This is a genomic window from Nostoc sp. LEGE 12447 (assembly GCF_015206985.1).
Lineage (GTDB): Bacteria > Cyanobacteriota > Cyanobacteriia > Cyanobacteriales > Nostocaceae > Nostoc.
In genome coordinates, this window is record NZ_JADEXT010000006.1 from 237,668 (window position 1) to 252,868 (window position 15,201).

A 15,201-nucleotide genomic window follows, 5' to 3' on the forward strand; every position below is an offset into this window, starting at 1 on the left:
CGTAAGGAGCGAGAATATTATGAAGGCTGAAGCACTGAAAAAGCGACTCGATAAAAATCGTCCAATGACTACAATCACAATTCGTATTCCCGAAGATGTCATTGAAGATTTGAAAAGAATAGCACCATTACTGGGATTTTCTGGCTATCAGCCGTTAGTTCGTGCCTATATTGGACAAGGGCTAAGAGTTGATCTGGAACGACTAGAGGATAATAATATCTCAGCACTGATTGCTAGCTTGAAGCGTCACGGTGTTAGCGATGAGGTTATCCATGAAGCCCTCAGGGAAGTTACTCAAAAATAGTGTAATTGCGATCGCCCCTTCAATCCAGCACGCTTCATAAATTACTACTATTATGGTTTTTTTGGTAAACCCCTGAGACACTGTGAATTTAGGGTGGTGTTGGGTTAAAAAAGAAACATGAAAATCATTAAATCCATCACCAATTGGTTAGAAACCCGCGCTTGTGCCCCTACTTATGGCGGTTGGGTGCTAGCAGTAACCGCTATTTGTTTTTTTGGAGCAGGTATCAATACGATGGCTGGTTGGCTGTATGCCATTAGCGGCATTAGTTTTGCCCTTTTGGGTGTAGCAGCTATCTTACCGCCGCGATCGCTCACAGGTCTATCCATCACCCGCCGTCCCATGCAACCTGTGTCAGCAGGTGACGATCTAACGGTGGAATTAGAAATCTGCAATCAGACACAGCAGCCTGTAAGCTTATTGCAAGTTGAGGATATATTACCCTTCGTCTTAGGAAAACCAGTACAAAAGGCAATTGAAACAATTCCTCGCCAAGGTAGTTACCGTTGGGTATATTACCACCCGACTCAGCGTCGGGGTGTTTATCGCTGGCACACAGTTGAACTAGGTTCTGGTGCGCCTTTGGGATTGTTCTGGTGTCGCCGTCAGCGTGACTCTGCTGCCACAGCGATCGTTTATCCCACAGTGTTACCCTTGGCTACCTGCCCTCTAATAGATGAAATGGGACAAGAAGAGAGCAAAAGGGGCGATCCTCGTGGTAAACCCTTGCAGACAGCGACAACAGGGCTGGTGCGATCGCTCCGTCCATATCGTCTTGGAGATCCTACTCGCCTGATTCACTGGCGGACTAGTGCCCGCTATGGGGAATTAAGGGTGCGGGAGTTAGAAATGGTTACAGGTGGACAAGAAATAGTGATTGCCCTTGACAGTGCTAGCAATTGGGAAGAAGAAAACTTTGAACAAGCAGTAATTGCCGCAGCTTCGCTGTACTTTTATGCACAGAAACAACAATTACAGGTGCAACTGTGGACAGCATCAACAAATTTAATCAAAGGCGATCGCTTTGTTCTAGAAACCTTAGCAGTAACCGCAGCCTTAGAAGATGACAGTTCAGCAGTTCCTAAAAGCTACCCTTTAATTTGGCTGACTCAAAACCCCCTGAGCCTTGCTACTCTTCCTCAAGGCAGTCGCTGGGTTTTGTGGTCAAATATTTCCTCACCACCTGAACAAGAAGTAATCAATTGGGAACACCCTGGTATAGTTTTGCAGAGCGATCAGCCACTGCAACCCCAACTGCAAAAAACATTTAATTCGTATTAATCAATACTTTCAGTAAAAAAATACACCCTAGAAGGGCTATACGAACAAAGGCTACCTCTAAAGATTGTAAAGCTTTTAGCCAACAGACGTGTAGCTCTTGTTTGTATAGCCGCTACTTCTAGTCGTTCGGGCAAAGTGCAAGGTTTGAGTTAACTTTGCTTTAACTGTTTACGTCTTAATACTGAACCAGCGCTTACAGTAGCTATTGACAGTATCGCTGGTAGCAATGTAGGTTCGGGAACAGATGTAACTTTTTCATTAAAGGTAAAGTTATCTAGCGCAAACTGTGTCCCACTACCACCCGTCTCTATAAGATAGTCTGGCTCAACTCCACCAAATGACGTGAACCTTAATTCATCAATACCAAAATAATCAAAATTAACTAAAGTTGGCTGCGTCGTATCTACAACTACAGTTTTTGAATACAGGGTTGCGCCGCTCTTAAAACCTTCTACAGTAACCGACAAACCATTATTCCAAGCAGCTGTTAGGTAAGCACTGTTGAAGTCAAAAATACTATCACTGACTAGGGCTGGGTTTCCAAACCCGTTGAAGCTTACATAGTCTCCTGACACTCTGCCAGTATCATAGCCTGAAAGTGAGACAAGAGTAGTCGAACCATTTTGGTAGTAAAAATTGTTCCAATTAAATCCACCATAGCCGTTAGGAATTGGAGCAAAATTTGGAGTAGACGTTATATCATCAAATGTTAAAACGGTTGCTTGTGCTACTGCTTCTATTCCCAAAACAATGACCGTTGCTGCGATCGCAGCAGTCGATAATTTTTTCGCAAAAGTTGAAATACTCATGTGTTAGTAGTTGTAACTCTTGATAAGTTTGTGCTTTTTTATCACACTTTTCAGAATATACACTAAGTCACAAAAAATAGGTGTTATTACTTAGTTATTTCATAAAGTCTCATAAAGTTATGATGAAGAGAATTCAGTACTAATGTATAAATAAACAAAGCCTGACATAAGGATTGCAATACTGCTCGGGTTTTGCATTTTTAACTCGAAATCGGGTTTGGGGAAAAGGTTAAAGGGTAAGGGTTAAGGGTTTTTTCTTTCCCTTTTCCCTTTCCCCTTTTCCCCTTAACCGAGAAGTATTGATGAGGATTGTGCTTGGCATCTCCCCATCGATGCGTCAAAGTATCGTTTGTAGATGAGAACAAATCAACCTCTTGACTTTTAAATTCTGCCTCAAGATGCAACTTGAATTTTGATTAGCTTAGAAGTTAAACTTCTATGATTTCTTCGATTTTGCCCGATCCCAGCACACCGGACATATCAGCCCTTGAACAAAGGTAAAATAATTTGAAAGGTTAAGGTTGGGGAAATACACCCAGTAATCCCTTACTGCGGCTGAGGTACAATGCAAAGAAATATTTAAATTATGAGCGACCGATCCCCATGATCACATCAGAACATAACACAAAATCCAGCGATAGAAGCCTAGAGGCAATGCGGCATTTTTCCGAACAATACGCCAAGCGTACTGGAACATACTTCTGTTCTGAACCTTCTGTTACCGCAGTTGTGATTGAAGGACTAGCCAAACATAAAGACGAACTAGGTGCGCCTTTATGTCCCTGTCGCCATTACGAAGATAAAGAGGCTGAAGTCCATGCCACATATTGGAACTGTCCCTGTGTGCCAATGAGAGAACGCAAAGAGTGCCATTGCATGTTGTTCCTCACCCCTGACAACGAGTTTGCTGGAGAAAAACAAGACATCTCTCTGGAAACAATTAAAGAAGTCCGAGACAGTATGGGATGAGCGAAACCATCCCCCAAGAGTTTTGGCAAGGCGTAGAACAGTTCAATTCTGGCCAGTTCTATGCCTGTCATGACACTTTAGAGGCTTTATGGATTGAAGCCAGTGAACCAGAGAAAACCTTTTATCAAGGCATTCTCCAAATTTCTGTGGCACTGTATCATTTGGAAAATCGAAACTGGCGAGGTGCAGTTATTCTACTGGGAGAAGGCGGCAATCGCTTACGGCGTTATCCATCTAGTTACGGGGGCGTTGATGTTGATGAGCTATTGAGTCAGAGCGCAGCCTTGTTGACGACATTACAACAAATAGGGCCAGATAAGATTACATCTGGCGATATTGGTGAAAATAAGGTCTTATCTTTGCCTAAAATTGTGCTGTCTACTGATTAGACATCTGGTAAATTAATTATGCGTTGTCCGAAATCCTTGGTAGGCACAATTCATAAATTGTGCCTGCGTCATTTTTACTCGGATGTCAATTACCTGAAACCTTGAGCTTAGGGGTAGCGTCACTATTTCAGCCAGTAGTTATCGGAAATCACTCTAGATTGTATATTTCATAATCTGGATAAAGTACTTGAGATAATTAGAATGCAAGCTGAAATCCCGAATCCCTAATTGCTATGATGCCCTGCTATCAATTGCCCATGTCACAGTTCCGTCGCTTTGGATTAGCTTTAATGCTGCCAGTTGCACTATTGGGCACTTTTGCCTTCCCTACCCAACTGCAAACCGCTACTGCACAAACATCTAAAGATAATCGTCCCCTCACTATCCGCGCTGATGTGCAAGAATATGATGCTAAAAATCAAGTAATCACCGCTCGCGGTAACGTGCAAATGTTGTATCCTTCTCGTCAGCTTCAGGCAACATCTGCCCAAGCACAGTACTTTAGTAAGGAACGCCGAATTGATTTCAGTGGCAACGTCTATATTTTGCAACAGGGCGGTAACAGTATCCGGGCAGAGAAGGTAACGTATTTAATTGATGAAGGGCGATTTGTTGCTTTACCTCAATCCAACCGTCAGGTAGAGTCTATCTACATGATTGAGGAATCAGATAATGGTGGACAAACTGCAACACCCGCCCCATCTGTTCCACAAACACGACCTTTGAAGCCTTCTAATTAGCATTTACCACCGAGAAAGGGTGCTTCCAGCGTGAAAATTGTTTTAGAGAATATTCACAAATCTTACGGCAAGCGAGTAATTGTCAATCGTGTCAATCTTTCTGTTGGTCAGGGCGAAATCGTTGGTTTACTAGGCCCCAATGGGGCTGGTAAAACGACGACTTTTTACATTGCCACAGGTTTAGAAAAACCCAATCAAGGAAAAGTTTGGCTGGGTAATCTGGATGTTACAGGAATGCCAATGCACAAAAGGGCACGATTGGGTGTTGGCTATCTAGCACAAGAACCAAGTGTTTTCCGCCAACTCTCGGTACAAGATAATATTCTATTGGTGCTGGAACAAACGAATGTGCCACGACGGGAATGGTCAAGACGACTCACAACTTTACTGCGGGAGTTTCGGCTGGAAAAATTAGCCAATAGTAAAGGAATTCAACTTTCTGGTGGTGAGCGACGGCGGACGGAATTAGCAAGGTCTTTAGCTGCTGGACAAGAAGGGCCAAAATTTTTACTTTTGGATGAACCATTTGCGGGGGTTGATCCGATCGCAGTCTCAGAAATTCAGCACATTGTCGCAGAATTGCGCGATCGCGGCATGGGAATCTTAATTACAGATCATAATGTCCGTGAAACCCTTGCTATCACAGATCGCGCCTACATTATGCGCGAGGGACAAATCCTCGCTTTTGGCGGTGCTGACGAACTCTACAGCAATCCCCTCGTGCGGCAATATTATTTAGGGGATAATTTTCAAGCCTAAATTCATAATTATTTAGTTAATAATTTCAAAAGCTATTTTTATATTTAATTTTAATTATAAATTTATTAATTTATTTGATTCTGCTCTATCAGCCATTGAGAATTAAACTTTGATACTAAATTCAGTAGATAAAGCAGTTTGCAATTAACAGAGGTAAAGAACTTAGACTTCAAAACAAAATTATGAAGACTATTTTACTCCTACCTCCTGCCTCCTGCCTTCACCCAGGGTTGTCAATATTTAACTGTTCAAATTTTTTATGATATCAAAGAAGTTTACGCCTTCCTACAACCTCGGTTCGCTGCTACCTTTTACGATCATGGATCGTTATCTTACCAGCGAATTGATAGCGCCGTTTTTCTTTGGTGTCGGAGCTTTTTCATCACTTGGTGTCACTATTGATGCTGTATTTGATCTAGTCAGGAAAATCGTAGAATCTGGGCTACCGATAGACATTGCCATTCAGGTTTTTTTGCTAAAGTTTCCCAACTTTATCGTTTTAGCCTTTCCCATGTCTACGCTATTAGCTACTTTGATGACCTACAGTCGTCTTTCTAGCGAGAGCGAACTCATTGCCCTGCGTGGTTGTGGGGTGAGCGTATATCGTATAGTGCTAACTGCTGTGATGTTGAGTCTTGTAGTCACAGGAATGACATTTGTATTCAACGAACAAATTGCACCAGCAGCAAATTACCAAGCGGGTGTAACTCTGGATAAAGCCCTGAAATCAGATAAGCCAGCTTTTAAACAGCAAAATATTTTCTATCCTGAATACCAGGATGTTACACAACCGGATGGCTCTAAGAATAGGATATTGACACGCTTATTTTACGCCGACCAATTTGATGGTAAGCGGATGACAGGTTTGACGATTATAGACCGTTCCACCAAAAATCTGAATCAAATTGTAGTATCAGAATCTGCCCAGTGGAATCCTTCTCAAAATATTTGGGATTTTTACAACGGTACGATCTATTTTGTTGCAGCCGATCGCTCATACCGAAACATTGTCAGATTTGAACACCAACAACTGCAACTACCGCGCACGCCATTAAGTTTGGCAGAAAAAAGCCGAGACTATGGTGAGATGAATATTGTTGAAGCACTAGATCAACTACAAGTAGAATATCTTGGTGGCGATCGCCAAAAAATTCGTAAACTCGAAGTGCGGATTCAACAAAAAATTTCCTTGCCTTTTGTATGCGTGGTTTTTGGCTTGGTAGGTGCAGCGATGGGAAGCATACCCCAGAGAACTGGAAGAGGTACCAGCTTTGGGATTAGCGTTGTAGTTATTTTTTCGTACTACTTAATTTTCTTTATTAGTGGTGCGATCGCGCAAGCAGGTGCCCTCTCTCCCTTTATGGGGGCTTGGTTGCCCAATTTTCTTTTCTTGGGAATAGGTCTATTCCTCTTGATACGAGTTGCCAAACGTTGAGGGGGAATTGGGAGCAGGGGAGGCAGGGGAAGAAGAACTATTGACTATTGACCAACACCCAATTCCCCATTCCCCATTCCCCATTCCCAATTCCCCATTCCCCATTCCCCATTCCCTACTTTAAATTTCGGCATTCCGGTGCATTTGGATTTTCCTTGCAATATTCTTCAAAAGAGACTTTAGCTGATACCATCCCCTCAGCTTTCTGATGAGCAGCTTCAGCCTGGAGTTCTTCTACCTCATCCCAAGCGGCTGCACAGGCTTTAGAATAAGCACCTTGTTCAGTGCAAATAGCGCGAGACTGTTGAATTGCTTTTTGAATTCTCTCCTCCAGCAGTAGCGCTTTTGGCGCTTCCACAAAGTCGCTTTTGGTCAAAATGTCGGTAATCGAGATGATACCCAACAGCTTGCCTTGAATCACAGGTGCCCGATGAATACCAGTGTTAGCAAATAACCGTGCTACATATTCCACACCCAAATCAGGATTTACCACAATGCAGGGCTTGCTCATAATCTCGTAAACCCAGACTTGCTTTGGATCTTTACCGTAGGCTGTTACCTTATAGACAATATCTGTTTCTGTGACAATGCCATAAGCATCGTTCTCATGGCGAATATCTACAACTAGCGCCCGCAATTTTTTTTCCTTCATCAGCACCACTGCTTCAGCAACAGTCGCTGAACCGCGAATGGTAACTACATCTTTGGTCATGATATCTTCAGCTTTCATCATTGCTGTAGTCTCCTGGTTAATAGTACGGTGCGGCACAGCGCCCTCAGAGGCGTATATATCGAAGCATTGCAGCCTACAGTTTGCTAACTAGAAAGTAAAAAAGTCGAATCTTTGTCCAGCTATAACAATAAACTTAGAACAACTGTCAACTCGTGATGTTATCCAATGTGACCAATGCCCAAAAACCAACCATAAATTGCCGTAACTTTCTAGAAAATCTTGCCAAACCACTCCAGCCGCTAAAAAGTAAATTTTTGACTGTTACATATCTATTGGTAATGACTAATAACTGATGGAGAAGTTAGGATAAAATCACGATCCAACTTTAGTTGAGATATTTCCTGTTAAGGAAAGCAAAAGCATTAAACAGCAACGCCTTCAGTTTCCGTCAATTTTTCCCGATTTTGAGTAAATTTCAATTAGCAATCCCATGCCACATCGTCATTATCCTCCCGCCTACTTACGCTATCTCAGAGCCAGGTTATGGAATCTAGGGCGACCTGGTTTTTGGGTAACTGCAATTTTTTTATCTGTAGTGGGGCTAGTAACCTGGGAATACTGGTCAAATCCAGATATTTTCGTTTATAAGCAAAAAAATAAAGTTACTTCACAAACCCCTACTGATTCCTCACTATCAGCAGAAAACAGAGCCATTGCAGCCGATATTGATAACCTGCCAGTTTTATTTAATGACTTTGAGCAAGCAACTCTCTCATTAACGGCAAATACTCCCAAGGAAAAAACTGAGGCAAAAAACAGCAAAAGTCTATTAGAGGATGTAATTAACAAACAAAAGTCTGCTAATGATGCCAAATTAAATCCTACTTTAGGCGTTAATGGCAACACTCCCCCCGTCCTAAAAAATCCTTTTGTAGTACAAACCGAAAATTTATTGCGGACTGGGACAGTTGATAATAATCAGTTTCTAGGTATAAAAACTTTAACTGGGGCATCTGAACCAAAAGAGGGGGAACAGACATCCTCTAACCTGGGAATTGGATTCACGAATCAAACCAACAAGAATCAGAATTCTTCCTCTGTCAGCCCTCTCCAAGCAATACTCAATCAATCGACAAATCAGAAGCTGTCTGGCTTTAATGGTACTACTGCAACTCAGACAAATGCTTTGGGCCGAGCCTCTGAGCCAGGAACAACGTTAATGCCACCCATGAATAGCTTATCCAGTCAGAATTCTCTACCAAGTACTGGGTTAACTACTGGGACAGGCTATATGTCAACGGGTAAGAACTTGCAGCAAAATCCCTACAGTAACTTAAATAACGGTCAGGTAGTGCCTAATAATGGGTTAAATACTGGTACAGGTTATACAAACTTGCAGCCAAATCCTTACAATAATTTAAATAACGGTCAGGTAGTGCCTAGTAATGGGTTAAATACTGGTACAGGTTATACGAACTTGCAGCAAAATCCCTACAGTAATTTAAATAACGGTCAGGTAGTGCCTAATGTAGCACCAGGAACGCTCCCAGTCACTTCTGGCATACCAACTAATATTGCACCTTACTCTAGCCAGATTCCGGGTCAAGGTGTTGTCACTCCCACAAATCCTATGGGATATGCGAATTATGGCTTGCAGCAGCCGGCGCAACCAGCACAATCTAATTATGGAAATTATGGCTTGCAGCAGCCGGCGCAATCACCACAGTCTAATTATGGGAATTATGTGCAGCAGCAACCAACACAATCTAATTCCTTATATCTTCGCCAGCTGCGAGACAAGTATAGAAGTCCCGGTCAAAACTGATTGTCAGCAGGTCGCTTAACTAGATAAGTCTAACTAAGGTGATTGTGGGCTATTTTGAATAATTGGAACTTCTGGTGTTTCGGGCTGTCGCTGTTGTCGTTGTAAATACTTACTCAATACATAAGCCATATCTCCACGGGTAACGGGTTTTAGTGGAGAAATATTTCCTTGAGCATCTGTATTGAGAAATCCTTCTGTAGCTACTGTAGCGATCGCTTTTCTAGCCCAACTTGGGATAGACTTTTCATCTGGATGTGAAGCCAGAATCTCATTAACAGCCTCATCAGGAAACTGAAATACACCATAAGCTTGAGCGAAAATAGCAAGAGCCTCTGCCTTTGTCACCTTTTGATTAGGGAAAAACTCATTGCCCCGATAGCCTTTCATGATGTCAGTTTTTAAGACTGTCTGTATATCATTAAATGCCCAATAAGAACGAGGAACATCTGGAATCGTTAAATTTGCTTTGTTAACAGCTTCTCTTTTATCAAGCCGAAATGCTTTTACCATAATCGACGCTAATTCTGCCCTGCTCACTAACCTTTCTGGATAAAACTTGCCATCAGAAAAGTTTGTCATCCATTTCGCAGCAATTACCTGTTGAATAGAATCAGATGAGGTTCCAGAAGTCGTTTCTGGCACTTGAGCAATTGCTGGTAAATTTTGTAGTAGTGCTACTAAAGATAGAGTAATTGAAAGCTGACGCATCACCATAACCACTTTTAGCTACTAACGTGAATTTAAAAAACTACGTTACTGAGGTTAACGCAAAATTTGGTGTTCTTAATAACCTGTAACTCAGCTAGTGACGAATTTAGGCTGGGCAATGTTGCGTAGCGTAGCTACGGGAGTGTAGCTTTAAAAATTAGGACTGTGTTCAGAATCCCAGCACTTCCCATCATTCCAGACTCTACTGGTGTGTTCACATTCTGATTTATCGTTAATCCAAGGAATTGAAGTAGGGTAATCCAAGGTCGTTAGAGGAGTCAGTGAAAACGATGCAACAGAAAATATAGTGTAGCCACAAGCCGATAGAATCATTAAAAATCCTATGACAAACAAGGTATTGGCAGGAGTCCAAAAAGGATATAAACATTTTTCAGAGCGTAAACGCATTTTAGAACGACGTTCTGAACCTGCTAGCAACACCAGATAAAACCTTAATCCGGGAATTGGTACTGAAACTCTTATGTCTCAAGAATGACGAGTCCAAACACGAGAGTTAAAACCCTTTTGATGGCTTCTAATTGCTCTACTGTGAAGGTATTTGACACTTCTGGGGCGATCTGGGCGACAAGTTTCTCGAAGGTAAGACCAGTATGCTGTGGCGTTGCCATAGTTTATAGTATATTAATATACCATCTTTTTGCATAAGCAATCTCCTCTCTTCCGGACACTACGATATTTTATTTTTTACAAGTTCCTAATAAAGGAAGCAGAAATTAGCAAAAACTTGTTTTTTACCTTTCATCTTTTGATGTTATCTGCCCACTACTATGGACTATAGTCAGTTTTTCAGGAGTTTTGGGAATGACAGGAACAGATCCCGTAAAGTTGATGAAGCAAGAAGTTGGCAAAGCCGCTGCCGCCCTGGTAAAATCGGGTTCCATCGTCGGGTTGGGTACGGGGTCAACTACAGCATATACGATTCAGTTTTTAGGCGATCGCCTCAAGTCTGGTGAACTCAAAGATATCATTGGCATACCTACCTCGTTTCAGTCAGAAGTGCTGGCGAAGCAGTATGGTGTCCCTCTCGCTACCTTAGATTCTATTGACCACATCGATATTGCCATTGATGGGGCAGATGAAGTTGATCCGCAGAAGAATTTGATTAAAGGCGGTGGTGCAGCACATACCCGCGAGAAAGTCGTAGACTACCTGGCAGAACAGTTTATCGTCGTGGTAGATAGTGGCAAATTAGTAGATCGCTTGGGTTCTAGTTTTGCTGTACCCGTGGAAGTGATTCCAATGGCAATTACTCCTGTAACCAATGCCATTAAAAAACTCGGTGGGAAACCCGAACTCCGCATGGGTGTCAAAAAAGCTGGCCCAGTGATCACTGACCAAGGTAACTTTGTCTTAGATGTCAGATTTGACTCTATTGAAGATCCAGTCAGCCTAGAAAAAACATTGAATAACATTCCCGGTGTGCTGGAAAATGGTATTTTTGTTAACTGTGTCGATTTGGTTTTGATTGGTGAAGTCAAAGATGGTCAGCCATTAGTGCGGCAACTGTAAGAGTTATAGATTTTGGATTTTAGATTTTAGAGACATCTAAAATCCAAAATTAAGCAGCAGGTTCAGTTCATCTAAACACTAATTTAAAATGTGCGACCGCTACTTGGCCCATGTCTTGCTTAAGGAAAAATTACAAGCCAAGCTTGAGGAGATTCAAGCTAAGAACGATGGCTCTCCTGTTACCGATTTGAAGCTAGACAAAACCTTAGCCGAAGAAATTGAAGAATTGACGACGGAACTAGAGAGCGTCAATCCGAATCTTAATCCTCTGATTAACGCGACTCATTTGTTAGACGGAGCTTGGCAACTGCAATACTCCACTGCCAGAGAAATCCGGTCTTTAGCTTCTCTCCCATTTGGCTTAAAGCTGGGTAAAGTTTATCAAGTAATTGATGTTGCAAATAAATTGTTTTTCAATCTAGCTAAGGTTAAACATCCTCTAGGAATAGTATCAGGATATGTTAAAGTGACAGCTAGCTTTGAGGCAGCAAAAGAAGATTTAGAACCTCTACCTAACAAACGCCTCAACGTGTATTTTGACAAACGCTACCTATCGATTGAGAAAATTGTTGGTATTAATACTCCTCAACTCAACCCATTTAAGGTTGTCTCAGCTAATAATCCTACTAGCAGGACTGCGACGTTAGACATTACTTATTTAGATGAAACCTTAAGAATTGGACGTGGAGGAGATGGAAGTTTATTCATCCTTAGTAAATCTGATAATTTACCTGATTTCACCTCCTCAATTTGAAATTGATCGCGCCGATGAATGAATATGGCTCTCTCAATAACGCATCTTTTCACTAAGGTAAAATCAGCTTCTGCGATGGTAGAGCTTAAAACATTAAATTTAAAGTTAGGTTATGGTATAGAAGAAGATATTAATGCCGATCCGATAAGTCCTAGGCAAGTTTTAATTGTTAGGGATGAAGATATTTTAGACTTATCAATTCAACCAGGACAATTGCGAGAAAATATTGTGGTTACAGGGATAGGATTTGATAAATTTATTCCTGGATCTCTGTTAACTTTTGAAAGTGGTGCGGCAATTCGTCTAACTTTTTACTGCGAACCGTGTAAGCGAATAGCCCACTTAGTAGAATCATTTAAGAGCATCAAGGGCAAAAGAGGAATCTTAGGCGTAGTTACTCAATCAGGTCAAATTCAAGTTGGTAGTAAATTTCAGGCTCAAGCTCATAAATTTCCAGCATTACCTGAAAATCCTTATGAAAGATTTCTAGATTTTATTATCAAAATTCCCAGTGGAAAAGTAGTTACATATAAACAGATAATTAAAGCTATAGGAGTTGATAATAGCTATTTAAGAGCTATTCCTACATATCTGAAAAAGACTTCGGCTACTAATTATCCAGTACATAGAATATTAGACTCTAAAGGTTATTTAATAAATTATGTGAACCAACAAAAAGATAAGTTGGAAACTGAAGGAGTTAAGGTTTTAGCAGAGGCAGATATAGTTAAAAATTTAACCAGAAATTATGTAGATATTAATAATTATTCATGGGAAAATTACAACATATATCTATAATAAATATTATTTATTTAATAATCATAGTAATTGCCAGATTATCCAGCATTATGGAAAGTAAAATAGTTCCTTGCATCAAGATAATCCTTGATTTTTGATTTGTTTAGATGTAGCTTCCATAAAGTCAATGAAAACTTTTATGAGCTTATGAATTCCCTCGCTACCTCCTGCAATTAAACCTCCTGTCAGTAAGGCATCTAAACAACGAAAAATAATTACTTGGATTGGATTATCGAAATCAAGAACTACAAGTGGCTCAATTGAGCGAATACCTATTGCGCTCATTAAAAGTCCAAATAAAAGGGATGTCCATAGAGCAATTACTCGTGTATCAGATTTATAAGCTGTCTTTTGGCGCTCTTTTTCATTTAATTTATCCATTTGTGGCTTGAATATTTTTAATGATTCCTGTTGGTTTTGCGTAAAATTCTGGATAATTTGCTGTTCTAAACTCATTCCTTCAGGTGGTAGTCCAATGGTTTGATTTGATTCCATAGAAGGAAACTGTTGTTGTTGGACTTCCATAAGTCTTAGCTTCTCGGATATAAGAGCCTTTTCTTGCTGAATACTAATATCTAATTGTTCAACAAATGGGCCGCGCCAAGTAGTTATAAAAACTTCTAAAGAACGCTCTAGTAATAAAGAGATAAATAACTGTAATGTGAGTATTTGGATAATATCATTCAACCCAAAAGGTTTTAAAATAAATGGTTTAGATAATAACCAAGTTGACAAAGTTACTATTAAAAAACTAATAATAATTAAGACAAAAAATAGAGGAGATTCTGGAGAAAGCTTTAGCAACGTATCTATACTCCTGTTTCGCGTCACAATATTTAACACAGCTTGGAGGTGAGAACTACACCTGCTGAGTAACTTAACAACGTTAATTTGATAGAACAGTAAATAATTTATTACCCGCTCCTTTTTTCTGGGAGTGTGAGAGGCTGCGCTACAGTGAGAGCAGGGTAATCAGGGGTTTGTGACATAGCCGAAAGTGTTGCTATACAAGCATTATAGGAATAAACGTACTGTACATGGTGCGATCGCACTTTCCTCTGGGAGAAATATGAAAAGGTGCATTGGCGAAAGGGGACGACACCAAAAGCAACCACCAACTAAAAACCCCTCCAAGGTTGGAAGGGTTAAAGTAATTTTTGGTAATGGGATGATGATTAGGGGGAAACAGAAGCTTTTCCTCCTTGATGAGCTAGAAATGCAACATTAAAAGGTATGGGGTAGCTGACGTTTGTAGAATGAGTGGGTAGATTGTTAGAGTTGACAGCTATAGGTTCGCCACTATTGTGAGTAACTATTTGAGCGCCACCCATCCCAGGCAATAAAGCAATCGAAGTAACAATGAGTACAGAATCTATCAAGATAGAAAGTTTCATAAGGTTCTATTTAGTTAAAGTGAAGTGTAATTAGTGTTCTTAGGTAATAGAGTCTTATTTTCTATCTGTCTTAACTTCCTGCATTCAGATTACCCGATCGGTTGATTTATTCCTCACCCATTAGGATGAGCTAATGGAGTGCAAGAACTGTAAAAGATCATTCAACGTTACTAAGACCCATCATGTGATAAGCAATAACAGCAGTATCAAAGGGTTTAAGGTAACTGATGTTTGTGGAATGGCTGCGTAAATTATGAGAGTTGATTGATGTGTAACTCTTGTTATGAGTGGCTATTTGAGTCCGAGTGATTCTAGGTAAGACACTAGAACTAACAATATGTACAAAATTAAGCGAAGGAAAGAGTTTCATCGCTGATGCTGTGTTGGTTAATATATCGGGAGCAAAGTTCAAGATAAACTTGAACAGATATGTATTTAACTGAGATAATCTCAAGATTTATGCAGCGCTGTCAGTGACTTGTAGGCAGATATTAATAAACGATATGGTGATTCTTAGAGGTTCTTTGAAAAGTGTTTGGCTGTGATTTTAGGTACTAACTGATCCCCCCTAGCCCCCCTTAAAAAGGGGGGAACTGGAATCAAAGTCCCCCTTTTTAAGGGGGATTTAGGGGGATCTAGAACGTTTTGTTACCGAGAATAAAACTTTTCAAACATCCTCTTAGCTTAGTGTGGTATGTTTTCAAAGTTACGCCTAATGTGAATTAAAGAGGTTGAGACTGGAAAGTGAGAACATTAATGCCAAAATGTCGGCGAAGCAACAAACGTAGTGTGTGAGATGCAATTTTGGCAGCAATATGTACACAAAAGCCGTC

Annotated in this window: 17 protein-coding genes; 11 read left to right on the plus strand and 6 right to left on the minus strand. The window is 40.7% G+C overall.

The features are described 5' to 3' along the window. Positions 1-19 precede the first annotated feature (19 nt). A complete protein-coding gene (locus tag IQ274_RS10420; protein ID WP_194142187.1) occupies positions 20-304 on the plus strand; it encodes a hypothetical protein in 285 nt (94 codons plus the stop codon). 117 nt (positions 305-421) lie between these two features. Beyond that, on the plus strand, positions 422-1,585 hold the full coding sequence (locus tag IQ274_RS10425) for a DUF58 domain-containing protein (protein WP_194142188.1): 1,164 nt from the start codon (positions 422-424) through the stop codon (positions 1,583-1,585). Positions 1,586-1,734: 149 nt separating this feature from the next. Here IQ274_RS10425 and IQ274_RS10430 read toward each other — a convergent pair whose 3' ends face one another. Then, positions 1,735-2,394, minus strand: coding sequence for a PEP-CTERM sorting domain-containing protein (locus IQ274_RS10430; protein ID WP_194142189.1), 660 nt, complete (start codon positions 2,392-2,394; stop codon positions 1,735-1,737). 603 nt (positions 2,395-2,997) lie between these two features. Here IQ274_RS10430 and IQ274_RS10435 point away from each other — a divergent pair. From IQ274_RS10435 to IQ274_RS10455, 5 genes are all read left to right on the plus strand, one after another. Continuing rightward, positions 2,998-3,363: a ferredoxin thioredoxin reductase catalytic beta subunit gene (locus tag IQ274_RS10435; protein ID WP_094328080.1), complete on the plus strand. Its 366-nt coding sequence runs from the start codon at positions 2,998-3,000 to the stop codon at positions 3,361-3,363. After that, positions 3,360-3,752, plus strand: a complete 393-nt coding sequence (locus IQ274_RS10440) for a DUF309 domain-containing protein (protein ID WP_185586468.1) — start codon at positions 3,360-3,362, stop codon at positions 3,750-3,752. The genes IQ274_RS10435 and IQ274_RS10440 overlap by 4 nt, the downstream gene beginning before the upstream one ends. A 233-nt stretch (positions 3,753-3,985) precedes the next feature. Further along, positions 3,986-4,492 carry an LptA/OstA family protein gene (locus IQ274_RS10445; RefSeq protein WP_185586469.1) on the plus strand — a complete coding sequence of 169 codons (507 nt, stop codon included), beginning with the start codon at positions 3,986-3,988 and terminating at the stop codon, positions 4,490-4,492. Positions 4,493-4,522: 30 nt separating this feature from the next. Then, entirely contained in the window at positions 4,523-5,251 is a 729-nt protein-coding gene (gene lptB / locus IQ274_RS10450) for an LPS export ABC transporter ATP-binding protein (RefSeq protein ID WP_163935072.1), read from the plus strand. A gap of 319 nt (positions 5,252-5,570) precedes the next feature. Then, positions 5,571-6,686 (plus strand): LptF/LptG family permease, encoded by a 1,116-nt coding sequence (locus IQ274_RS10455; protein ID WP_163935075.1) that lies wholly within the window; start codon positions 5,571-5,573, stop codon positions 6,684-6,686. 115 nt (positions 6,687-6,801) lie between these two features. On the opposite strand, the gene IQ274_RS10460 is transcribed toward IQ274_RS10455, so the two are convergent. Beyond that, positions 6,802-7,419, minus strand: a complete 618-nt coding sequence (locus tag IQ274_RS10460; protein WP_175587011.1) for a CBS domain-containing protein — start codon at positions 7,417-7,419, stop codon at positions 6,802-6,804. 430 nt (positions 7,420-7,849) lie between these two features. Here IQ274_RS10460 and IQ274_RS10465 point away from each other — a divergent pair, with 430 nt between their 5' ends. After that, a complete protein-coding gene (locus tag IQ274_RS10465; RefSeq protein WP_194142190.1) occupies positions 7,850-9,184 on the plus strand; it encodes a hypothetical protein in 1,335 nt (444 codons plus the stop codon). A 33-nt stretch (positions 9,185-9,217) separates the two neighbouring features. Here IQ274_RS10465 and IQ274_RS10470 read toward each other — a convergent pair whose 3' ends face one another. Both IQ274_RS10470 and IQ274_RS36455 read right to left on the minus strand, forming a co-directional pair. Further along, positions 9,218-9,892: an S-layer homology domain-containing protein gene (locus IQ274_RS10470; RefSeq protein WP_175587010.1), complete on the minus strand. Its 675-nt coding sequence runs from the start codon at positions 9,890-9,892 to the stop codon at positions 9,218-9,220. A gap of 479 nt (positions 9,893-10,371) precedes the next feature. Further along, positions 10,372-10,521: a hypothetical protein gene (locus IQ274_RS36455; RefSeq protein WP_228058133.1), complete on the minus strand. Its 150-nt coding sequence runs from the start codon at positions 10,519-10,521 to the stop codon at positions 10,372-10,374. Between the two features lie 193 nt (positions 10,522-10,714). Here IQ274_RS36455 and rpiA point away from each other — a divergent pair, with 193 nt between their 5' ends. The 3 genes from rpiA to IQ274_RS10490 all read left to right on the plus strand — a co-directional run bounded on the left by rpiA (position 10,715) and on the right by IQ274_RS10490 (position 12,974). Beyond that, positions 10,715-11,422 (plus strand): ribose-5-phosphate isomerase RpiA, encoded by a 708-nt coding sequence (gene rpiA, locus IQ274_RS10480; protein ID WP_012407870.1) that lies wholly within the window; start codon positions 10,715-10,717, stop codon positions 11,420-11,422. A gap of 88 nt (positions 11,423-11,510) precedes the next feature. Further along, positions 11,511-12,176: a PAP/fibrillin family protein gene (locus tag IQ274_RS10485; protein WP_194142191.1), complete on the plus strand. Its 666-nt coding sequence runs from the start codon at positions 11,511-11,513 to the stop codon at positions 12,174-12,176. A gap of 24 nt (positions 12,177-12,200) precedes the next feature. Continuing rightward, the gene (locus IQ274_RS10490) at positions 12,201-12,974 is read left to right on the plus strand and encodes an MGMT family protein (RefSeq protein ID WP_194142192.1); all 774 of its coding nucleotides are present in this window, start codon (positions 12,201-12,203) and stop codon (positions 12,972-12,974) included. Between the two features lie 75 nt (positions 12,975-13,049). Here the strand turns inward: IQ274_RS10490 and IQ274_RS10495 are convergent, their stop codons facing one another. Beyond that, complete coding sequence (locus tag IQ274_RS10495) at positions 13,050-13,778, minus strand: hypothetical protein (protein WP_194142193.1); 729 nt, start codon at positions 13,776-13,778, stop codon at positions 13,050-13,052. A 371-nt stretch (positions 13,779-14,149) separates the two neighbouring features. After that, complete coding sequence (locus tag IQ274_RS10500) at positions 14,150-14,368, minus strand: hypothetical protein (RefSeq protein ID WP_012407866.1); 219 nt, start codon at positions 14,366-14,368, stop codon at positions 14,150-14,152. Positions 14,369-15,201 lie beyond the last annotated feature (833 nt).